The sequence below is a fragment of the Rhizobium sp. R339 genome, from assembly GCF_002211395.1.
GTDB lineage: Bacteria > Pseudomonadota > Alphaproteobacteria > Rhizobiales > Rhizobiaceae > Rhizobium.
Map to the genome: position 1 here is coordinate 1 of NZ_LOKV01000015.1, position 19,390 is coordinate 19,390.

Genomic DNA, 19,390 nt, shown 5'->3' on the forward strand with positions numbered 1-19,390 from the left:
AGACAATGAGGTTCCATCTTCGCCCATTGGGCGTCCGTCAAAACAAATCGTTCCATGACAAACTCCGTTTGGGAGCTTGAATCATTTCTCCGGTAAAATGGGAATCCCGAATCTCAACAAACCTTAGGCAGAGCCAAAAGCAAAAAGGGCGCTCGACCTTTTCGGGGAGCGCCCTTATCCTGTCGGACGGCGAACGGCTCGACGACGTCGATACCCCACGCATCCGTTTTTCAGGCAGGGCCGCTATATGTACCTTTTACCGCAGGGTTTCAAGGGGCGTTCTGCACCATAGTTTACGACCGGCCGCTGAAAGGCAACGCCGGTGACGGGATTGACCACCGGCCTCTCACTTTTGTCCTTGACGCCGCCCGGCTGGACGACGGGCGTTGCCATGGATTCTGCGTCAGCCGGCTCCGGCTTTTCAGGAATGGGCCTGACATCGCGGGGGCGGCGCTGTTCGGGCTTTACGTTTGCATCATTCGTCGGCATGGTCCGTCTCCTTTCAAGGAAGAAGTCACGACCACCGACATGGTTCCGGTGACGGGATAGAGGATGGCGATGATGGACAGGTTTCTGCTGCAGGGGCCTTCGGATGCGCGCTTCACGATCCTTCTCGCGCATGGCGCCGGCGCGCCGATGGATTCCGCGTCGATGACATCCGCGGCGGAGGCGCTTGCCGGCACCGGCTTCCGTGTCGCCCGCTTCGAATTTTCCTATATGGCCGCCCGCCGCACCTCGGATGGCCGCAAGCCGCCGCCGCGCGCCGAGACGCTCAATCCCGAATATGAAGCAGCCATTGCCGAGCTTGGCGCCGGCGGGCCGCTGATCATCGGCGGGAAATCGATGGGCGGCAGGGTCGCCAGCATGATCGCCGACGATCTGTATGACAGGGGAAAGATCGCCGGCTTGCTCTGCCTCGGTTACCCCTTTCATCCACCCGGCCAGCCGGACAAGCTTCGTACCGCCCATCTCAAGGGGCTGACGACGCCGGCGCTGATCTGCCAGGGAACACGCGACGAATTCGGCACGCGGGACGAGGTGCCGGGCTACGAGCTTTCCGACAGGATCGAGATCCTCTGGCTCGAAGACGGCGACCATGACCTCAAGCCGCGCAAGAAGATCTCCGGCTTCTCCAGCGCCGATCACCTCGCCACGATGGCGAAGGCGGTAAGGGCATGGGCCGACCGCCTGCCGGTTTGAGAACCGGATTGCATCGTCAGGCCGCGAGCTTCCTGACATCGATGCGGCGGTCGGCGGCGGAAACGGTGATTTCGAAATGATCGGCCTGCACGACGTCCCGAACGTTGCGCGGCCTGTGCGCAACGATGTTCACCCCGCCTCTGAGCCGGACGCTGTCATAGAGGATGCCGGCGCCGCCTCCCGAACGCACCTGCTCGCCGAACACCTGCGACGCGGCGTAGCTGGTGCCGTCATAGATCGCAGGCCGCAGCGCCTGCTCTCCGCGAATATCGAGATAGTCGCCATGCAGAGTGGCCGCGTAGCATCTGTAGGTGCGCGCCATCGTGGGGACCCCGCGCGCGACAGCCTCGCGCCGGAGATGGTGACCAACCTCGGCGGCGGCCGTCTTGAGATTGTCGGCCGCATACCAGGCGCCGAGATCGGGACCGTTGAACCGCATCCCACCAGGCGCGACATGCAGGAACGACGCCATCACGATACTGGCGTTCGGCGTTCCATAGACCCACTCGTCTTCCGGAAGCCGCTGGATGCGATCGGCGACGAGGCGGTCGTTGGTCCAGCCGACAAGATCCATCACGGCATCGAGATCGGCCGCCCGCGTCACCGTGTCGAAAAGACCGATCGGCGGAAATTGCGACGGGATCAGCCGGTAGGACGGACGCGGCGCCTGGGCAAAACGGTCACTCACCGGAACACGACGTCCGCGGCTTCGTAGGGCGTGAATGCTTCGTCCAGCGCATTCGGCTGCATATAGACACCGCCGCGGGCGCCATCGAGAAATCGCCGCACGGTCATCAGTCCGTCCTGGGTGCCGTTCGTCACCACATCAAGCGGCGGCTGGCCGCCGAAAACCGGCGCCTGATGCGGCATGCGCAGCCAGGCGACGCCGGCGCGTTCGTCGGCAAAAAGCACACCGAGCGCCTGATGGATGCCGAGCACGGCCGAGATCCGGGTCAACGTATCGACATCCAGCGTGAAAGCGCCGTGCTCGCGCGCCTGCTTGGCCCAATTATGGTAGGTCGAGCGGGATGGATAACCGAGCACGAGCAGGCGCTGCTCTTCGGTGAGGCCCCAGAGATCGGCGATCGCCAGAAAGGTCCGCAATGCCGGCGCGCTCAGCCTTTTTCGGTTTGCCGGGGCGAAGCGCCCGGTATCCAGCCGCTGCGGCCCTTGGCCGTCCGCTTGCTCAGACTGTCTGGCATGCTGCATGAAAGCCTCCTGTCTTGAAATAGATTTAGTCCAAATCTGGGCATTCATCAAGCAAATTTAAAGCGTCGCCCGCCGAGAAAATATCCTGCGGAGAGTAGGCCGCACAACCGCATCGTCCCGATCACGGTTTACCGGAAATTTCCCCCGCCGCTTCCCGGATCGTCTGCATCAGGATCGATTGCGGCAGCGACGGCACCGCATCGGCCCGCATCGTCAATCCGACGGGTCCTTTGGTCTCGCCGGTATCGACCGGCAGAAGCGCCAGCAGCCCGTCGGCGACATCGTCGGCCACCACGCCGTTGGAAATGATCCAGATCGCGTCGCTCGCCCTCAGAAACGCGCGACCGAAGGAATCCGAAACCGTCTCGATCTGGGTCGGCAGGCTGGAAACGCCGTTGGCGATGAGGAAGTTCTCGACCACCGGCCGAATGATCGAACCTCGCGTTGGCATCAGCACGGTGTAATTGGCAAAACCGGCGAATGGCGATTGTCTGCCGTCGAGCAGCGGGTGGCCGGCGCGCACGGCAAACACCACCTGCTCGGAATAGAGATGCTCGAAGGAAAAGCCGGCCATCTTCTCGGCGCCCGCCAGACGGCCGACGACGATGTCGAGATCTCCGACGCGAAGCTGCTCCAAAAGAACGGCGTTCTCGCCGGTGACGATCTTCACCCGGCTCAAGGTCTTTTCCTTGAGAAAAAGCTCCATCGCCCGCGGCATGATGCGCGACGACACTGTCGGCAGAGCGCCGATGCGGATCGGCGGAGCATCGGCGAACTGCTCCTGCGACACGGAATCGAGACCCTGGCGCAGCGCCGTCAGCGCCGCCCCGGCGTGGCGCAGGAAGACCTCGCCGTAGCGGGTAATCTTGATGCCCCGGCCGTCGCGCTCGAACACACCGACGCCAAGCACCTGCTCCAGCTCGCGGATGGTCTTCGTCACCGCCGGCTGGCTGACATGCAGCAGTTCGGCCGCCTTCATCACGCTCTTCTGCCGCGCCACCTCGACAAAGGTCTGCAGATGGCGAAACTTGACGCGGCTATCGATCATTGCTCGCATAACTCCAGGGTTATCGAAAACCCATTAAATATCATTTTACTTAACCGGATCAACCGGTCAGTTTTGTTGTTAGGAATAGGTGCCGTTGGATGGGCTTTGTATGCTGGGACGAGTTTGGTGAAGAGCCTTCCCATTCTCCGTCATCCTCGGGCTTGACCCGAGGATCCATGCCCCGGCTGCTTATGGGTGCCGCTTGGATGCTCGGGTCAAGCCGGAGCATGACGGAGAATGGGGGGGACGGACAGAGCCGTTCGCGGCGTTGTCGCACTTCGCCGGGAAACCAAACATGCCGGCCACTCGGCCGAGCTAGCTTGATGAGGACGTGAAGTGCAGTTCGCCCGCATAAACGACGTAACAATCCACTATCAGGTCATCGGCGCGCCTGCCGATCGGCCGGTGATCGTCTTCATCAATTCGCTCGGAACGGATTTCCGCATCTGGCGCGATGTCGTGGTGCGGCTTGCCGGCGATTTCGCCATCGTGCTCTACGACAAGCGCGGCCACGGTCTTTCAGATGTCGGCCAGGTCCCTGCATTGATCGAGGACCACGCGACCGACCTTGCCGGCCTGCTCGATCTGCTGTCGGTGAAGGATGCCGTCATCTGTGGCCTCTCCGTCGGCGGCCTCATCGCCCAGTCGCTCTACCAGCGCCGGCCGGATCTCGTCCGCGCGCTGATCCTCAGCGACACCGCCCATAAGATCGGCACGGCAGAAAGCTGGAATGCCCGCATCGCGGCAGTCGAGAAAAACGGCATCGGCAGCATCGTCGATGCCGTCATGGAGCGCTGGTTCACCCCGGCTTTCCGCCGGCCTGAGAACACCGCCTATTCAGGCTATTGCAACATGCTGACGCGCCAGCCGGTCGAGGGTTATATCGCCGCCTGCGCCGCGATCCGCGATGCCGATTTCACCGAAGCAGCAAAGAAGATCGCTGTACCCACGATCTGCATCGTCGGCGACCAGGACGGCTCGACGCCGCCCGATCTCGTGCTCGCCACGGCGCGGCTGATCCCAGGCGCCCGCTACGAAGTCATCCGCGATTGTGCGCACATCCCCTGCGTCGAGCAGCCGGAGGCGCTGACGGCGATCATCCGCACCTTCCTCACATCACTTCCGCCTGGAGAAAACAATCGATGAACGAGACCGCGTCCTCCTCCGAGCGCTATCGGCAGGGCATGGCGACCCGCCGCGCCGTGCTCGGCGACGCCCATGTCGACCGCTCCTCAGCCGCCGCGACCGAGTTCGACCGCCCCTTCCAGGAACTGATCACCGAAGCCGCCTGGGGCCATGTCTGGTCGCGCCCTGCCCTGACGAAGCGCGAGCGCTCGATCGTCACGATCGCCCTGCTTGCCGCTCTCGGCCAGGACGACGAGGTCGCCATGCATGTGCGCGCCACCGCCAACACAGGCGCATCGCGGGAAGACATCTGCGAGGCGCTGCTGCATGTCGCGATCTATGCCGGCGTTCCCGCCGCCAACCACGCGATCAAGATCGCCAAGCAGGCCTTTGAACAAATGGACGCCGAAAAGGCGGCCTGAGGGGGGAAAAATGTCCGAACTATTCAACCGCAAGCCCGAGACCGGCGCCTTCTTTGCCCGGGACCGCGCCTGGCATCCCCCCGCCTTCGCCCCCGGCTACAAGACCTCGGTGCTGCGCTCGCCGCAGCGCGCGCTGCTCTCGCTCGATGGCTCGATCTCCGAAATCACCGGCCCGGTCTTCGGCCATTCGATTATCGGCGAGCTCGACAACGACCTGATCCTGAACTACGCGCGCCCCGGCGAAAGCGCCATCGGCGAACGCATCATCGTCCATGGCCGCGTGCTCGACGAGCGCGCCAAGCCGGTTGCCGGCGCCCTGGTCGAATTCTGGCAGGCCAATGCCGGCGGGCGCTATCGCCACAAGAAGGAAACCTATCTCGCGGCGATCGACCCGAATTTCGGCGGCTGCGGCCGCGCCATCACCGATGAGGAAGGCCGCTACCATTTCCGCACGGTGCGGCCCGGCGCCTATCCCTGGCCGAACGGCGTCAACGACTGGCGTCCCGCGCATATCCACTTCTCGATCTTCGGCCATGGCTTTGCCCAGCGGCTGATCACCCAGATGTATTTCGAGGGCGATCCGATGATCTGGAAATGTCCGATCGTCGGCACGATCCCCGACAAGGCGGCGATCGAGCAACTGATCGCGCCGCTCGACTGGGGCAATACGATCCCGATGGATTCGCGCGCCTATAAATTCGATATCGTGCTGCGCGGCCGCCGCTCGACGATGTTCGAAAACAGACTGGAGGGCAATTGACCATGCAAGAGCTCGGCTATCTCAAGGAAACCCCCTCACAGACCGCAGGCCCTTACGTCCATATCGGCCTGACGCCGAATTCCTGCGACATAACGGGCGTCTACGACAGCGATCTCGGCACCCAGATGGTCAATGACAAGACGCTCGGCGAACGCATCACCGTGACCGGCCGGATCTTCGATGGCGCCGGTGCCCTGGTGCGCGATGCCGTCGTCGAGATTTGGCAGGCCGACAGCGCCGGCCTCTACAACAGCCCGTCGGAAATGCGCGGCGCCGCCGATCCGAATTTTTCCGGCTGGGGCCGCTGCCCGACCCGCGCCGAAGACGGCGTCTACAGCTTCGAGACCGTCAAGCCCGGCCGAGTCCCCTTCAAGGACGGCCGCAGGATGGCGCCGCACATCAGCTTCTGGATCGTCGCCCGCGGCATCAATATCGGCTTGCACACGCGCATGTATTTCCCGGAAGAAGCGGAAGCCAATGCCGCCGATCCGCTGCTGTCCCGCATCGAGCATCGCGAGCGCGTCGCAACCATGATCGCCACCCGCGACGGCGCGACCTGCCATTTCGATATCCATCTGCAGGGGCCGAAAGAGACTGTGTTTCTGGATATCTGAGGGGCGGCATAGGAGGCTTGCTGATAGGGCTTTGTGCAGATAGCGTCCCCCTCACCCTGCCCTCTCCCCGAGGGGAGAGGGAAACAGTGCCCCAAGTCCCTTCTCCCCTCGGGGAGAAGGTGGCGGCAGCCGGATGACCATCACAAAGAGCAATCCCATGACCGCATCGCCCTTCGATCACCCTTTCCTCTCCGGCCTTCTCGGCGACGATGAAATCGCGCCCTACTTCTCGGCCGAAGCCGATATTCGCGCCATGCTCTTCTTCGAAGCCGCGCTCGCCCGGGCCGAAGCAGCACACGGCCTCATTCCCGGCGAAGCCGCAAGGAAGATTGCCGAAGTCTGCGCCGGTTTTTCTCCGGATCTCGTCAGCCTTCGCTCGGCAACGGCGAAAGACGGTGTCGTCGTGCCCGACCTCGTCAAACAGCTCCGCGCTGAAGTCGGCGAGGAAGCCGCCAAAAGCCTGCATCTCGGCGCCACCAGCCAGGATGTCATCGACACCAGCCTGATGATCCGCCTGAAGGCCGTCACCTTCCTGTTTGCCGGCCGGCTTTCCGCCATCCTCACAGGGTTAGACACACTCGAGCGCCGGTTCGGCGGCAACCGGCTGATGGGCCATACCCGCATGCAGGCGGCCATTCCGATCACCGTCTCCGACCGTCTCGATGCCTGGCGCGCGCCGCTCGCGACCTATCGCGACCGGCTGACAGAGCAGAGTTTTCCCGTTCAGTTCGGCGGCGCCGCCGGCACCTTGGACAAACTCGGGCCGCAGGCCGCCGCCATCCGCGCCTCGCTCGCCCAAGAACTCGGCCTCACCGACGCCAGGCAATGGCAGAGCGGGCGTCAGCCGATCGCCGATATCGCCGGCCTGTTTTCGTCGATTTCGGGCGGCCTCGGCAAGATGGGACAGGATATCGCGCTACTCGCCCAGGCCGGCGGCGAGATCGAACTCTCAGGCGGCGGCGCCTCCTCGGCCATGGCCCACAAGCAGAACCCCGTTTCCGCCGAAGTCCTGGTCTCGCTCGCCCGCTTCAACGCCACGGCGCTGTCCGGCATCCACCAGTCCCTCGTCCACGAACAGGAACGCTCGGGCGCCGCCTGGACGCTCGAATGGCTGCTCCTGCCACAAATGGCGATGGCAACCGGCGCGAGCCTGCGGCTGGCAAAGGAGCTCATCGGAACCATCAAGAGGCTCGGAACGGCCTGACGCCGCTTCATGCAAGACAGGAAACCGGCTATGCAGAAAGCGATGAAATCAGGAGCACTCCCGTGACCTTTCCCCTCTTCAATCTTTCAGGCCGTCGCGCTCTCGTCACCGGCTCCAGCCAGGGGATCGGCCATGCGCTGGCGCTCGGGCTTGCCGAGCATGGCGCCTCCGTCATCATCAACGGACGCAATGCGCAGAAGGCGGAAGCCGCCGCCGAGAATATTCGCAGCCATAACCGCCATGCCGTCAGCGCCGCCTTCGACGTCACCGATGCCGAGGCGAGCCGCAGCGCCATCGCCTATATCGAGGCGGAAATCGGCCCGATCGACATCCTCATCAACAATGCCGGCATGCAGTTCCGGACACCGCTGGAATCTTTCCCTGTCAACAAATGGGACGAAATCTTCAAGACGAACGTCTCCAGCCTGTTCTATGTCAGCCAGCCGGTCGCCCAGGCGATGATATCGCGCGGCCGCGGCAAGATCATCAACATCGCCTCCGTCCAGGCCGAGCTCGCCCGTCCTGGCATCGCGCCTTATACCGCCACCAAAGGCGCGGTGAAGAACCTGACGCGCGGCATGGCGACCGACTGGGCGAAATACGGCCTGCAGGTCAATGCCATCGCGCCCGGCTATTTCCGCACGCCGCTGAACCAGGCGCTGGTCGACGATCCGAAATTCTCCGCCTGGCTGGAGGCGCGCACACCCGCCGGCCGCTGGGGCGAAGTGAAGGAGCTTGTCGGCGCGGCCGTCTTCCTCGCCTCCGATGCCTCCTCCTTCGTCAACGGCCATATGCTGATGGTCGACGGCGGGATTACCGCTTCGCTCTAGGCTCGTTGACAAGCATAGCGCGGCGCGAGGGGGTGATTTGCTTTTTCAATCGCGCACAACCATCTAATAGGCATGATAACGGGAAAATGTCCCCGCCTGCAGACGCCCATTTACGGAAAACCAACCATACTGGGTTGCTTTCCGAGGCGAAAGCCGATTGCTTAGGAAAATGTACTTCTTCTTCCGCTAGCGGTTAGGAGAATGAAAGGGGACGCAGGCAAACCCGTGGAATTCTGCTGCTTCGCATCGGGAACAACTATGGTTACGATGGAGATGCGGGAAGGCCGGTTTGAAGAACGATGACGACAGAACTGTTTCAAGTTAAATTTTGGGGCGTGCGCGGCAGTATTCCCGTATCAGGTCCCGAGTTCGACCGCTACGGCGGTAACACATCCTGCATTGAGGTCCGCTGCGGAAAGCACCGGATGATCTTCGACGCCGGCTCCGGCCTGCGCGAGGCGGGCCTATCGTTGCTCGCCGATGGCGTCAGCGATGTCGATCTCTTCTTCAGCCATTGCCATTACGACCACATCATTGGCCTGCCCTTCTTCAAGGCGATCTACTATCCCTCGATCAACGTCAACATCTGGTCCGGCCATCTCGACGGCAAGATGAGCACGCGGGAAATGGTCGAGCAGTTCATCAGCCCGCCGTGGTTTCCCGTCAAGACCGACATCTGTCAGGCGACGATGAACTTCCGCGACTTCCATCCCGGCCAGTCCCTGGCGCCGCATGAGGGCATCGAGATCAAGACTTTCATGCTCAATCATCCGGGCGGAGCCATCGGCTACCGCATCGAGTGGCAGGGCCGGTCGATCGCTCTCGTCTATGACATCGAACATATCCCGGGCAGCTACGATCCCGTTTCGCTGGAAATGATGCAGGGCGCCGATCTCGTCGTCTACGACTGCACCTACAATGAAGATGAGATGCAGCGCTTCAAGGGCTTCGGCCATTCGACCTGGCAGCACGGCACCGAGCTTGCCAAAATGGCGGGCGCCAAGCGCTTCGCGCTGTTCCACCACGCCCCTTCCCGCACGGACGAACAGTTGGCCCAGATGGAAGCACAGGCGCAGGCCGCCTTCCCGGAAGCCTTTGCCGCGCGCGACAATCAGACCGTGGTGATCTAGCAGGCGGCCGCAGGCCGCCTTCACCGTGTTGATGCCGTGAAGCCCACCTGTGCCGTCGCGACGGAACCGATGCCGGGCCAGACCGTTCTCCCGTCAGCGCGAAATCAACAAAACAGGGATCGGTTATGGCCGTGCTTTCCGGAAAGTGTCTTTGCGGGCAGGTGCACGTTTCTGTTCGGGGCGAACCGTTGCGCGTCGGAATCTGCCATTGCATGGATTGCAGGAAGGAAAGCGGCTCGGCCTTTACCTTCTATGGCGTTTGGCCCGCCGGCCGATTTGAACATTCCGGGGAAACCGGCGAATTCCAGGGAAGACGTTTCTGTCCCCGCTGCGGTTCGCGCCTGTTTTCCGCCGATGATAAGGAAGCGGAAATCAAGCTTGGCATGCTTTCGCAGGCCCCGACCCCTCTTGTTCCCAGCTACGAACTCTGGATCAAACGCCGCGAACCATGGCTGCGGCCGGTGGAAGGCGCCGCGCAATTTGAAGAGGACCGGAGGTAGGCCTTCGCCTCATAAGCCTGTCCGAGGAAACCGAAATAACCGCTGAAGAGGAGATTCCCGATGGACACTCTCGTCCAGCATCGCCGGATCACCGTCGCAGGCATCGAGACCTTCTATCGCGAGGCCGGGCGGCAAGATGCCCCAGTCTTGCTGCTGCCGCACGGCTACCCCTGCTCATCCTACGAATTCCGCAACCTCATGCCACGCCTTGCCGACCGCTGGCGTCTGATTGCACCGGATTTCCCGGGCGCAGGTTATAGCGGTACGCCTGATGACTTCGACTACAGTTTCGATGGTTATGCCGCCTGGCTAGAGGCCTTTGTCGACGCGTTGAAAGTCGATCGCTTCGTCCTCTACCTCCACGATTTCGGCTCGCCTATCGGCGCCCGGCTGGCGATCAGGGCGCCTCAGCGGATCGCCGCCCTCATCATCCAGAACGGCGATATTCCCTATGAGGATGCGCTTGGACCGAAATATGCGGATATCGAAGCGACGTGGACGCTTCCGCGGCCGGAAATGAGGAAAGCGCTGGCGGAAGCGGTCAATGAGGAGGCCTTCAAAGAGGAGTTCCTCAATGACCTGCCGCCCGCTCTCGCCGACACCATCCCGCCCGACCTCTGGAAGCTGCATTGGTCGCTGGTCACGCCCCGGCGCAAGGAAATCGCCATCGACCTCATTGCCGGGTTGAAGGAGAACCGGGCTTGGTTTCCGGAACACCGGAAATACCTCAGGGAATACCGGCCTCCCACCTTGATCGTTTGGGGTCCCAACGACCACTACATGCCGGAAAAGTCGGCACGGGCCTATCTGCGCGACCTCCCGGACGCCGAGCTCCATCTGCTCGGCGGCGGGCACTGGCTGCTCGAAACCCATCTCGATGAGGTCGTGGCGCTCATCCGGGAGTTCCTTGGGCGCGTTCACTCCGCCTAATCGCTACATCTCGAGCGGCCTTAGAAGTTCGCTTGCCGATGACCACAGGACGGCCGGATGGCGGCCTGTCGTCGCGAACAAGGCCGACAGGAAATTCCACGCAGCCGCATCATGCACCAGATGATGGGCGAGCACGCCGACAGGTTCGTCATTGCCGGCAAATCGGTCGCGAAGCTCCGCCACCAGCTCGGCCACCAGTTCCTCTTGGCTCCGTCCGCCGCGGGTGCCGTGCCAGTCGATGATATCGACATGGGTGTTGAGGAGCGGCATCAGGCTATCCCGCCTCGCCCGGCCATAGACGGAAAGCGCTGCAAATCCGAGCCCCGGCAGCGCCGGGACGAGTGCGGCGTCGATCCGGTTCCACGGCGGCACCAGCATCGGCAGGAAGCGGGCCGGATGCAGCCGCTCCAAGAGATGGAGCCCATCACGCAACTCGCCAAGCACAGTTTCGGCCGGCCGGTCGCCTCCGAGTTCCTGCTTTTTCCGTTCCGGCCCGGCATGATTCGTATGAGACCAACCATGGACCGCAACGGTGACGGCGGTCTCCTCCGCCAGGCGCGCCAGGGCCTCGCCGGTCAGTCCGGGGATGACGGCGAGCGTCAGCGGAACTTGGCTCTCGCCAGTCACGGCCATCAGCGTCTCCAGCGCCTGCGTCGGCTCGACAGCATCGTCGTCCCGCAGCCAGAACCGCGCCACCCGGCCGGCGGCCTGCCAGCGATCGAGCTCACGGTGCAGCGGGTCCCAAACCCTATCGGTCATCACATCGCTCCTGTTCCTAGACGATCCCGCAAAATCCCGTCCAATAGGCGCGCCGCCGTCGCAAGCGAGCGCTCCTCAAGCACGAAACGCCGAGCCGCCTGCCCCATGGCATCGCGCCTTTCCCTGTCGTCGAGCAGGGCCGTCACGGCACCAGCATAGGCGGCGACATCGCCTTCAGGCGTCAGCAGCCCCGTCACACCGTCCTCGACCACGGCCGGCACTCCCGCCGTTTTCTGCGCCGCAACGGGCAGCCCAACGGCCTGGGCCTCGAGATAGGCAAGCCCATAGGCCTCGCCGCAGCCGGGCCAGACATAGATGCCGCCCTGCCCGAGCAGCGCGGCGATTTCGGCGGCATTCCGCTCGCCTAGCCATTCGATCCGGCCGGAAAGGCCGGCAAACAGCGCCTGCACCTGCGGCCGCATCGGCCCATCGCCGATGACGGCAAGCGTCCAGGGCCGGTCTTCGACCAGCCGGAGCGCCTTTGCGAGCATCGAGTAGCTGTCCAGCTTGTCCCCGGCCCGCATCATCGCCACCGTCATCAGCTGGCGCGGATCGGGTTTGGGCAATACCATGTCGAAAAGCGCGGTATCGATGAACGGTTTCAATTGGGCGAGCTCTGCCCCCGGAAAGGCCGCTTCAAGCCCGGCCCGGTCGCGTTCCGTGAAGCTGATATTGACCGCCGCCTGCATGATCGCCTCCCCGACAAGCTTCTGCCGGGCAGCCCAGCCGGTCCGGTCGCGTTTTACCGCATAGGAGGCTTCGGCCGTGACATAGGAAATGGCGAATTCGGCGCAAATTGCAGGCCCGAAGGGGTCGGGTGATTTGTAGTAGGGATGGTAGCAGAACCACAGTTCGGGTCGCGGCTCGGACTTCCATTTCAGCCGCAGCCGCTCGCGTTCGCCATCGATGGCGGGTTCGAGTTCCGCCGCCGCCTCCGGTGTCGCGGCATAGGTGCGGAATTCGGAAACGACCTCGACCTCATGGCCGGCAAGCTCCAGCGCCCGGATCAACAGCCGGGCCATCAGCCGGTCGCCCGACGGCACCGGATGGTTCGGCGATTTCATCGGCGCATAGAAAGCCACCCGCATTCGTACCTCTCACAGAAGACACACTGTTTCCAAGTTGGCGCCGACGCCCGATCACGGATGATTTCCAGCCTGCCCACTCTGCGATCACATGTAATGAAATCAAAGCGATGGAGGTTCAGGCCGAGCGCACGCCAGCATAGTTGCAAACCACAGGCTTGCGGCCGAAAAATTCCGTTATTGCCGCCTTCTCTAAAAGTTGCGCATAAACATATGAAATGTGATCGCGACCGAAGCAATTCCGCCTCGTTCCCAATCTCTATGGCCACTCAACTGACACGACAAGAATGGGAATGAATGACGACGGTCTCGGCCACAGGGATTTTTTCGGAACGCGCGATCAGAAGGGCAAGGCTCGGTTCCGGCCTCGTCATCTTCATCTTCGTCCTGTTGCATTTGTCGAACCATGCGCTGGGGCTGATTTCGCTTAACGCCGCCGACAAGGCCCGTGGCCTTTTTCTCGCCATATGGCGCAATCCCGTAGGGACGGCGGTATTCTATTCCTCGGTCCTGATCCACATGACCCTGGTGCTGCGCGCCATCTACATGCGCCGCAGCCTCGTCATGCCCAAGGGGGAAACAGCCCAGATCGCGCTCGGCCTGCTGATCCCGCTGCTTCTCATCGACCATGTCATCGGCACACGCGTCGCCCATGAACTCTACGGTTATATCGACGACTACGAGACGATCGTTAGCATGCAGTGGATCAGGTCGCCGTCGACGGGCATGCGACAGGCTCTCGCTGTGCTTGCGGTATGGACCCACGGCTGCATCGGCATCCATTTTTGGCTCCGGTACCGGCCATGGTACATCAACCTGACGCCGCTGCTGCTGGCGCTGGCAATCCTCGTGCCGGTGCTTTCGCTCCTCGGCTTCGTGCAGATGGGCCGTACGCTCGCCGATCCTTCCTATCAGCTGACGATCAATCCCTACGAGCAGAGCGTCAACGCCCATTATGTCACCGATCCCGAGGTTCGCGGCCAGATCGCAACGGTCCGCGCCGGGCTCTACGGCGCCTTCTCGGCCTCACTGCTCCTCGTCGTTGCCGCCCGCGCGCGGCGCCGGATCAAGGAGCGGCTCGATCAGGTGGCCGTGCATTATCCGGGCGGCGAGGTCATTCGCGTGCCGCGCGGCTTCACGGTGCTGGAAGCCAGCCGCCTCGGCGGCCTGCCGCATTATTCTGTCTGCGGCGGCAAGGGCCAATGCTCCACCTGCCGGGTGCAGATCCTTGGCGACTACGAAAATCTGCCGCCTCCCGACAAGATGGAGCAGACGACGCTGAAACGCATCAAGGCCGGGCCGGATGTCCGGCTCGCCTGCCAACTTCGCCCGAATGCCGACATTACGGTGGCGCCGCTTCTCGTGCCGGCGGTCGAACCGACGCTTCCTCCCAACAGCCAGGAAACCAGCCCGGGCCGCGAGCGAGACATCGCCGTGCTTTTTGTCGATATTCGTCATTTCACCACACTGACGGAAACGCGCCTGCCCTTCGACGTCGTCTTCCTACTCAACCGCTATTTCGCCATTATCGGCAAGGCGGTGGAACAGGCGGGCGGGCGGCTCGACAAGTTCATCGGCGATGGCGCTATGGCGCTGTTCGGCCTCAACACCGCACCGGACGAAGCCTGCCGCCAGGCGCTGAGCGCAGCGGCGGCGATCGTCGCCGGGATCGACAAGCTCGCTGCCGAACTTGCCGACGAACTGACACTGCCGCTGCGCATCGCCATCGGCATCCACACCGGCCCCGCCGTGGTCGGCACGATGGGATATGGCCGGGTGCGCAGCATGACGGCGATCGGCGATACCGTGAACGTCGCCAGCCGGCTCGAGACCGCCGCCAAGGAGTTCGAAGCGGCGGTCGTCATCTCCGAGCCTGTGGCCAACCTTTCCGGGGCCGATCTCGCCGGCATAGAAAGCCGTGAAATCAGCGTGCGCGGCCGTGCCCTGCCCTTGAAAGTCTATGTCATTCCGAGAGAGAAAGCGGCAGAACCGCTCGAAGGAAAAGAATAATGCCCGGCAAGCCGTGGCTCACCGCCAAATATTGGAGCCGCCGCCTGCGCAAAGCGCGCAACGCCGCGGCCTCACGTTTTTTCAATACCCGTTTCGGCCGCCGCCTGCTGATCGAGAATATCGGCCCGCGCGTCGTCTCGATGACGGTCGATGCCGGCGACCATCTGATGACCTTCTCGCCCTCTGACTATATCGGCCGCAAGGTCTTCCGGAAGGGCCATTTCGAACGCGATGCCGTCGACCGGCTGATCGTCATCCTGCGTGAGCGCGGCCTGCTCAGGAAGGAAACGGCGCTGCTCGAGATCGGCGGCAATATCGGGACGCAAACCGTCTATTTCGCACTGAGCGGCGCCTATGCGCATATCGTCAGCATCGAGCCCGACCCGCGCAATTTTCCGCTGCTCGCCCTCAACATCCGCCAGAACCGGCTGGAAGAGAAAGTCCGTCTCGTCAATTGCGCCGCCGGTGAGAGTGAAGGCGAGATCGATTTTTTCTTGAACCTCAACAATCATGGCAAGAGCAGCGCCATCCGCCAGAGCCCGACGGACAAAAAGATCAGCGTGCCGGTGAAGCCGGTATCCGAGATCCTGTCCGGCCTTTCGATCGATCCGGCCGCAATCGGCCTGGTCTGGATGGACATCGAAGGCTACGAACCTGTCGCCTGCCGGTCGATGCAGCCGCTGCTTGCTCGCCGCGTGCCGCTCTATATGGAATTCACGCCGCTCTTCTATGGCCCCGAGGGCACGAAAGCTTTCATCTCGATGCTGTCAGGCTTTTACGAAGATTGCCTCGTCCTCTTCGAGGATCGCGAAGTGGAAATGAAGGTCCGCGTTCTGCCTGGCGAATTCGATCAGTATAACGTGCTGTTTTTGCCGTAAATATTCGCGCATGCTCGCGATATTGCTTTCACGCGAGGTTCTGCAGCCACGGCTGTTTCGAGGCGACCTACCCGCCCTTAAACGGCCTCCGGGGAAACCCAATCATAACTCCTGTTCGCCGCATTCTGCACCAAAGCGATGGCGACCGGCGGGAAGAGGAAGCTCCAGAGCGCGAGCCAAGCAATCGAAATCAGGCGCCCTTGACCGCTCTCACGGCCGCGATCGTTGAGGAGATCGCCGAGCGTCATCAGCAGAATCGGCAGACCGAGCGGCACGAGGATCGCGATCAGCATGGCGGTAAGCGGTGTCAGCAGGCGCTGCGAGGGTGCGGACCCCGCAAGCTCGCCATGGATGCGATAGCACCAGTAGGCAAGGTAGATGAAGGCGGCGATCGCGACGACGAGCACCAGCAGGGCGAAAATCAGCGTGATCTCGAAATAGCCGCTCGCCTCCATATCACCGCCCTGAAAGCCATAGACGAGGCTGAGGAGAAAGATCAGCGCCAGCGGAGTGGTCAGGATCGCGACAACCATGAGCGGCGATCGCTTTTGCGGCGCGAGCGGCCTGTGGCGCTGGCGCGGCATATCATCAAAAGCCAGGCGTCGCGCCGGCAGCAGCAGGATGACGGCAATCACCAGACAGACGAGGAAACCCAGGATGACAGGCAGCCCGCCTTGATCGCCTTGATAGAGCCAGGAGGTGCCGATGGGCGCGAAGGCCGCGGTCAGGATCGTTGCGGACATCAGCGTCAGCGCGCAGCCGAAGTCGACCTTGCCGGGCCGTCCCCCGACCAGAAATATGGCAATCGCAAGGGGAAACACGGCCCGGACCGTGCCGAATGACAATCCGAACAGAAACAGAAAGACTGGCGAGGCCCAAAGCGACGGCGCTGCCGTGACACTGCCAGCGACAAGGGCACAGACGACAAGCGGCACGATCAGCGCCGGCCGGCCCTGGCGGCTGACAACGACGAAGGCGAGGAAAGCGCCGATGATCCAGCCGGCATTGGAGCCGAGATAGAAGATCGCAATAGTCTGATGGCTGCTCCCGGTCCCCCGCGAGATCAGCGGAAGGACCGTGTTGAGCCCCTCTCCGCCGAGCCCTACAAGCAGCGAGGCAAGAAATAGGGCCCAATAACGATAAGTGTCGAGAAAATCGGCCAGCGTCCATGCCGCCTTGGGCTGAGAAGTATTTTGCATCAATAAAACGGCTCCATCCAAAATCATCCCTCGCCGCCTCAACGGCGAACCGATGAAATACCGGCTATGGCGCAAATAGAAAGACGCAGGCAATTTTCGAGAGGCTTGGAGGCTGTTCAATTGCGGGCTCTTCGTTCGCGCTCCAACAACCGGCCTGAAGAAGTGAAGGCCAGCGAGGAGATGGAGCCGAACGGGCAATTTCGGCAGCCGCCATCAAGCTGTCCGTGACGGGCGGAGTGTTGACATCAACGCCTTGTGCAAGCCTCAAAAAAGCAGTTAGCTGATATCGTTGGGGACGTTTATTTCGCACGGCTGGACGAGCATTGGGACGATAGGTGCGCTGAGACGTGTCCGCATTTCGAGGGGAATCCCGTGCGCTGGTCCAAACCGCTCAGAGTGCATCTCGGCGTCCTGGTCGTCGCGTCGCTGATTTGCACGTCGATGCCGATCATCTGGATGGCATTCCTGCAGGGAAGCACCGCTGCGGTCAACGCCGGCGCGCAGCAGATGCGCGAGATGAGCCTGCGGCTGGTCGAGGGGTACCGCAATACGCTGCGGGGCGGCACCGAGGCGATGTCGCTGGCATCGACCCTGCCGCAGCTGATCTCCCCGCCGTCTCAGGATATCAAGGCAAAACAGGAACTCTTTCTGGAGATTCTGCGAAACGTTCCCGAGGCGACGAGCGTCTATACCGGCTATCCCGATGGCTCCTATCTGCAGGTCATCAACACCGCGAGGAAGGATGTCCGGCAGGCATTGGCGGCGCCTGATGGCGCAGCCTTCGCGATCAGAACGATCGCGGAGAGACAAAGCACAGATGTCCTATCGACACTTCGTTTTCTCGACAGCCGGGCAAGACCGATCGGCGAGCGCGACATCGATTATGCATCCTTCGATCCGCGCCAGCGTCCCTGGTACCAATCCGTCGTCCAGGACGGCGTGCCGGTTTCCGTCGGGCCCTATGTAACGGGAACGCTCAATGTTCCCACGCTGACGATCGCGGCGCCGATGAAGGATGATGGCCGGGTGGTCATCGGCATCAACATTCATCTGCAGACGATCGGCCGCCTGTTGAATGCGCGGGCGATTTCTCCCCATGCCCGAGCCTATATCATCGATGGCGGCGGCCATCTCGTTGCTCACTCCGACGCTCAGATCATGAGCAGGATCATCGGATTATGGGCGAGGACGTCAGGCGCCTTCGCCGCGACGGCAAACAGCTTCGACAGGAGTCTCGAAGCCGTGGCCAGGCTGAGGAGAGATCCTGCCTTCGCAAGCGGCGGTCTGGCGCGGCTCGATCTCGATGGCGAAAGCCATCTGGTGCAAATCGCCCCCGTCAGCGTCTCCGGCCTGTTTCAGGGAAGTACGGCCGCAATCGTCGTGCCGCTCGAGGACCTGGTGGAGGAGGCCAATCGGCTGCTCGTGCGCAATCTCCTGATTGCCGGCGCGCTGTTGATCGCGGGGGTCGGCGCATCGGTGGTGCTGTCCCGCATGGTCAGCCGCTCTCTCTATCGGCTCTCCGACGAGGCGCGCCGGATCGGCGATCTCGATCTCGGCGAGAAGGCCCTGGCGCATTCCTGGATAACGGAGATCAACACGCTGGCCACCGCGCTCTCGGCAAGCCGCCATGCCATCGGCCAGTTCGCCCTCTATGTTCCGCGTGAAGTGGTGCGGCGCATCGTCAGCCCGGAAGGGCGAGCGGTCGTCAAGGCCAAACGCCAGGATGTGACGGTGCTCTTCACCGACATCCGGGACTTCACCACCATATCCGAGCAGAATTCGCCCGAAGACGTGGTCGATATGCTGTCGGCCTATTTCGAACTGCTGAACACCATCGCCGAGCGCAATGGCGGGACGGTCGTGCAATATCTCGGCGATTCCATTTTCGTCATGTGGAACGCCCCCGTTCCCGATGCCAGACATGCCGAAAACGGCTGCCGCTGCGCGCTCACGATGAAAGCGGCCGTCGACAGCCTGAACGAGGAGAACAGAGAGAACGGCCGCCCCTCGCTCATCACACGCTTCGGCCTCCACACCGGCCCCGCCGTCGTCGGCAGTTTCGGCGCGATTTCGCGGCAGCAATACACAGCCATGGGCGATACGATCAATGTCGCCTCCCGCTTGGAAGGATTGAACAAGGAATTCGGTACGTCGATCCTGGTCAGCGCCGCCATCCACGACGCCGTCGGGAACCGTTTCGCGTTTCGGTCGCTCGGCCTGGCGCAGGTGAAGGGGCGGGCTGAGAAGGTGGATATATGGGAGTTGGTTGGGGAGAATGGCTAGCCGTCTACGCGCTGACGAGTCCGCGCGCCCTCCCCTCATCTCTGTGCTTGTCACAGAGATCCAGCCTGCCCAAGTCCTTGGGCAGTCGAAACTCTTTTCTTTTCTGTCACGAGAGGTGGGTCATTCACCGCGCCGACGCGCGGCGGCTGGATTCCTGTGACGGGCATAGGAATGAGGAAGTTTGCTTGGCGGGTAATTCACCCC

At 62.5% G+C, this 19,390-nt stretch carries 20 protein-coding genes; 13 read left to right on the forward strand and 7 right to left on the reverse strand.

Annotated elements, in window-relative coordinates; all coding sequences use genetic code 11:
- Positions 1 to 243 precede the first annotated feature (243 nt).
- On the reverse strand, positions 244 to 489 hold the full coding sequence (locus ATY76_RS18660; RefSeq protein WP_190233694.1) for a hypothetical protein: 246 nt from the start codon (positions 487 to 489) through the stop codon (positions 244 to 246).
- Between the two features lie 69 nt (positions 490 to 558).
- Between ATY76_RS18660 and ATY76_RS18665 the strand changes: the two genes are divergently transcribed.
- The gene (locus ATY76_RS18665) at positions 559 to 1,200 is read left to right on the forward strand and encodes an alpha/beta fold hydrolase (RefSeq protein ID WP_088676269.1); all 642 of its coding nucleotides are present in this window, start codon (positions 559 to 561) and stop codon (positions 1,198 to 1,200) included.
- Positions 1,201 to 1,216: 16 nt separating this feature from the next.
- Here the strand turns inward: ATY76_RS18665 and ATY76_RS18670 are convergent, their stop codons facing one another.
- The 3 genes from ATY76_RS18670 to pcaQ all read right to left on the reverse strand — a co-directional run bounded on the left by ATY76_RS18670 (position 1,217) and on the right by pcaQ (position 3,457).
- A complete protein-coding gene (locus ATY76_RS18670) occupies positions 1,217 to 1,888 on the reverse strand; it encodes an RES family NAD+ phosphorylase (protein ID WP_088676236.1) in 672 nt (223 codons plus the stop codon).
- Entirely contained in the window at positions 1,885 to 2,409 is a 525-nt protein-coding gene (locus tag ATY76_RS18675) for an MbcA/ParS/Xre antitoxin family protein (RefSeq protein WP_088676237.1), read from the reverse strand. The genes ATY76_RS18670 and ATY76_RS18675 overlap by 4 nt, the downstream gene beginning before the upstream one ends.
- 121 nt (positions 2,410 to 2,530) lie before the next feature.
- On the reverse strand, positions 2,531 to 3,457 hold the full coding sequence (gene pcaQ, locus ATY76_RS18680) for a pca operon transcription factor PcaQ (RefSeq protein ID WP_088676238.1): 927 nt from the start codon (positions 3,455 to 3,457) through the stop codon (positions 2,531 to 2,533).
- A 336-nt stretch (positions 3,458 to 3,793) separates the two neighbouring features.
- Between pcaQ and pcaD the strand changes: the two genes are divergently transcribed.
- The 9 genes from pcaD (at position 3,794) to ATY76_RS18725 (ending at position 10,972) form a co-directional block, all read left to right on the forward strand.
- Positions 3,794 to 4,603 carry a 3-oxoadipate enol-lactonase gene (pcaD, locus tag ATY76_RS18685; RefSeq protein ID WP_088676239.1) on the forward strand — a complete coding sequence of 270 codons (810 nt, stop codon included), beginning with the start codon at positions 3,794 to 3,796 and terminating at the stop codon, positions 4,601 to 4,603.
- On the forward strand, positions 4,600 to 5,004 hold the full coding sequence (gene pcaC / locus ATY76_RS18690; RefSeq protein ID WP_088676240.1) for a 4-carboxymuconolactone decarboxylase: 405 nt from the start codon (positions 4,600 to 4,602) through the stop codon (positions 5,002 to 5,004). Before pcaD ends, pcaC begins: the two co-directional genes overlap by 4 nt.
- Positions 5,005 to 5,014: 10 nt before the next feature.
- Positions 5,015 to 5,764: a protocatechuate 3,4-dioxygenase subunit beta gene (gene pcaH, locus ATY76_RS18695; protein ID WP_088676241.1), complete on the forward strand. Its 750-nt coding sequence runs from the start codon at positions 5,015 to 5,017 to the stop codon at positions 5,762 to 5,764.
- A 2-nt stretch (positions 5,765 to 5,766) separates the two neighbouring features.
- Positions 5,767 to 6,378, forward strand: a complete 612-nt coding sequence (gene pcaG, locus ATY76_RS18700; RefSeq protein WP_088676242.1) for a protocatechuate 3,4-dioxygenase subunit alpha — start codon at positions 5,767 to 5,769, stop codon at positions 6,376 to 6,378.
- A gap of 157 nt (positions 6,379 to 6,535) precedes the next feature.
- On the forward strand, positions 6,536 to 7,582 hold the full coding sequence (locus tag ATY76_RS18705) for a 3-carboxy-cis,cis-muconate cycloisomerase (protein ID WP_088676270.1): 1,047 nt from the start codon (positions 6,536 to 6,538) through the stop codon (positions 7,580 to 7,582).
- A 62-nt stretch (positions 7,583 to 7,644) separates the two neighbouring features.
- Positions 7,645 to 8,412, forward strand: coding sequence for an SDR family oxidoreductase (locus tag ATY76_RS18710; protein ID WP_088676243.1), 768 nt, complete (start codon positions 7,645 to 7,647; stop codon positions 8,410 to 8,412).
- 299 nt (positions 8,413 to 8,711) lie between these two features.
- Positions 8,712 to 9,542 (forward strand): MBL fold metallo-hydrolase, encoded by an 831-nt coding sequence (locus ATY76_RS18715; protein ID WP_088676244.1) that lies wholly within the window; start codon positions 8,712 to 8,714, stop codon positions 9,540 to 9,542.
- Positions 9,543 to 9,667: 125 nt separating this feature from the next.
- Positions 9,668 to 10,042, forward strand: a complete 375-nt coding sequence (locus ATY76_RS18720; protein WP_088676245.1) for a GFA family protein — start codon at positions 9,668 to 9,670, stop codon at positions 10,040 to 10,042.
- Positions 10,043 to 10,102: 60 nt separating this feature from the next.
- Positions 10,103 to 10,972 carry an alpha/beta hydrolase gene (locus ATY76_RS18725; RefSeq protein ID WP_088676246.1) on the forward strand — a complete coding sequence of 290 codons (870 nt, stop codon included), beginning with the start codon at positions 10,103 to 10,105 and terminating at the stop codon, positions 10,970 to 10,972.
- A 3-nt stretch (positions 10,973 to 10,975) separates the two neighbouring features.
- Here the strand turns inward: ATY76_RS18725 and ATY76_RS18730 are convergent, their stop codons facing one another.
- Complete coding sequence (locus ATY76_RS18730; protein WP_088676247.1) at positions 10,976 to 11,731, reverse strand: polysaccharide deacetylase family protein; 756 nt, start codon at positions 11,729 to 11,731, stop codon at positions 10,976 to 10,978.
- Positions 11,731 to 12,819: a glycosyltransferase family 4 protein gene (locus ATY76_RS18735; protein ID WP_088676248.1), complete on the reverse strand. Its 1,089-nt coding sequence runs from the start codon at positions 12,817 to 12,819 to the stop codon at positions 11,731 to 11,733. Before ATY76_RS18735 ends, ATY76_RS18730 begins: the two co-directional genes overlap by 1 nt.
- 294 nt (positions 12,820 to 13,113) lie before the next feature.
- Here ATY76_RS18735 and ATY76_RS18740 point away from each other — a divergent pair, with 294 nt between their 5' ends.
- Positions 13,114 to 14,826, forward strand: coding sequence for an adenylate/guanylate cyclase domain-containing protein (locus ATY76_RS18740; RefSeq protein WP_088676249.1), 1,713 nt, complete (start codon positions 13,114 to 13,116; stop codon positions 14,824 to 14,826).
- Positions 14,826 to 15,704, forward strand: a complete 879-nt coding sequence (locus tag ATY76_RS18745) for an FkbM family methyltransferase (protein WP_088676250.1) — start codon at positions 14,826 to 14,828, stop codon at positions 15,702 to 15,704. Before ATY76_RS18740 ends, ATY76_RS18745 begins: the two co-directional genes overlap by 1 nt.
- A 77-nt stretch (positions 15,705 to 15,781) precedes the next feature.
- Here ATY76_RS18745 and ATY76_RS18750 read toward each other — a convergent pair whose 3' ends face one another.
- Positions 15,782 to 16,903, reverse strand: a complete 1,122-nt coding sequence (locus ATY76_RS18750; protein WP_088676251.1) for an MFS transporter — start codon at positions 16,901 to 16,903, stop codon at positions 15,782 to 15,784.
- Between the two features lie 372 nt (positions 16,904 to 17,275).
- Here ATY76_RS18750 and ATY76_RS18755 point away from each other — a divergent pair, with 372 nt between their 5' ends.
- Complete coding sequence (locus tag ATY76_RS18755) at positions 17,276 to 19,186, forward strand: adenylate/guanylate cyclase domain-containing protein (protein ID WP_088676252.1); 1,911 nt, start codon at positions 17,276 to 17,278, stop codon at positions 19,184 to 19,186.
- Positions 19,187 to 19,390 lie beyond the last annotated feature (204 nt).

What these genes read in the sequence shown, in the direction of transcription:
- ATY76_RS18660 (WP_190233694.1), bottom strand. Translation starts at nt 489, where the DNA reads ATGCCGACGAATGATGCAAACGTAAAGCCCGAACAGCGCCGCCCCCGC.
- ATY76_RS18665 (WP_088676269.1), top strand. Translation starts at nt 559, where the DNA reads ATGATGGACAGGTTTCTGCTGCAGGGGCCTTCGGATGCGCGCTTCACG.
- ATY76_RS18675 (WP_088676237.1), bottom strand. Translation starts at nt 2,409, where the DNA reads ATGCAGCATGCCAGACAGTCTGAGCAAGCGGACGGCCAAGGGCCGCAG.
- pcaQ (WP_088676238.1), bottom strand. Translation starts at nt 3,457, where the DNA reads ATGATCGATAGCCGCGTCAAGTTTCGCCATCTGCAGACCTTTGTCGAG.
- pcaC (WP_088676240.1), top strand. Translation starts at nt 4,600, where the DNA reads ATGAACGAGACCGCGTCCTCCTCCGAGCGCTATCGGCAGGGCATGGCG.
- pcaH (WP_088676241.1), top strand. Translation starts at nt 5,015, where the DNA reads ATGTCCGAACTATTCAACCGCAAGCCCGAGACCGGCGCCTTCTTTGCC.
- pcaG (WP_088676242.1), top strand. Translation starts at nt 5,767, where the DNA reads ATGCAAGAGCTCGGCTATCTCAAGGAAACCCCCTCACAGACCGCAGGC.
- ATY76_RS18705 (WP_088676270.1), top strand. Translation starts at nt 6,536, where the DNA reads ATGACCGCATCGCCCTTCGATCACCCTTTCCTCTCCGGCCTTCTCGGC.
- ATY76_RS18715 (WP_088676244.1), top strand. Translation starts at nt 8,712, where the DNA reads ATGACGACAGAACTGTTTCAAGTTAAATTTTGGGGCGTGCGCGGCAGT.
- ATY76_RS18720 (WP_088676245.1), top strand. Translation starts at nt 9,668, where the DNA reads ATGGCCGTGCTTTCCGGAAAGTGTCTTTGCGGGCAGGTGCACGTTTCT.
- ATY76_RS18725 (WP_088676246.1), top strand. Translation starts at nt 10,103, where the DNA reads ATGGACACTCTCGTCCAGCATCGCCGGATCACCGTCGCAGGCATCGAG.
- ATY76_RS18730 (WP_088676247.1), bottom strand. Translation starts at nt 11,731, where the DNA reads ATGACCGATAGGGTTTGGGACCCGCTGCACCGTGAGCTCGATCGCTGG.
- ATY76_RS18735 (WP_088676248.1), bottom strand. Translation starts at nt 12,819, where the DNA reads ATGCGGGTGGCTTTCTATGCGCCGATGAAATCGCCGAACCATCCGGTG.
- ATY76_RS18740 (WP_088676249.1), top strand. Translation starts at nt 13,114, where the DNA reads ATGACGACGGTCTCGGCCACAGGGATTTTTTCGGAACGCGCGATCAGA.
- ATY76_RS18745 (WP_088676250.1), top strand. Translation starts at nt 14,826, where the DNA reads ATGCCCGGCAAGCCGTGGCTCACCGCCAAATATTGGAGCCGCCGCCTG.
- ATY76_RS18750 (WP_088676251.1), bottom strand. Translation starts at nt 16,903, where the DNA reads ATGCAAAATACTTCTCAGCCCAAGGCGGCATGGACGCTGGCCGATTTT.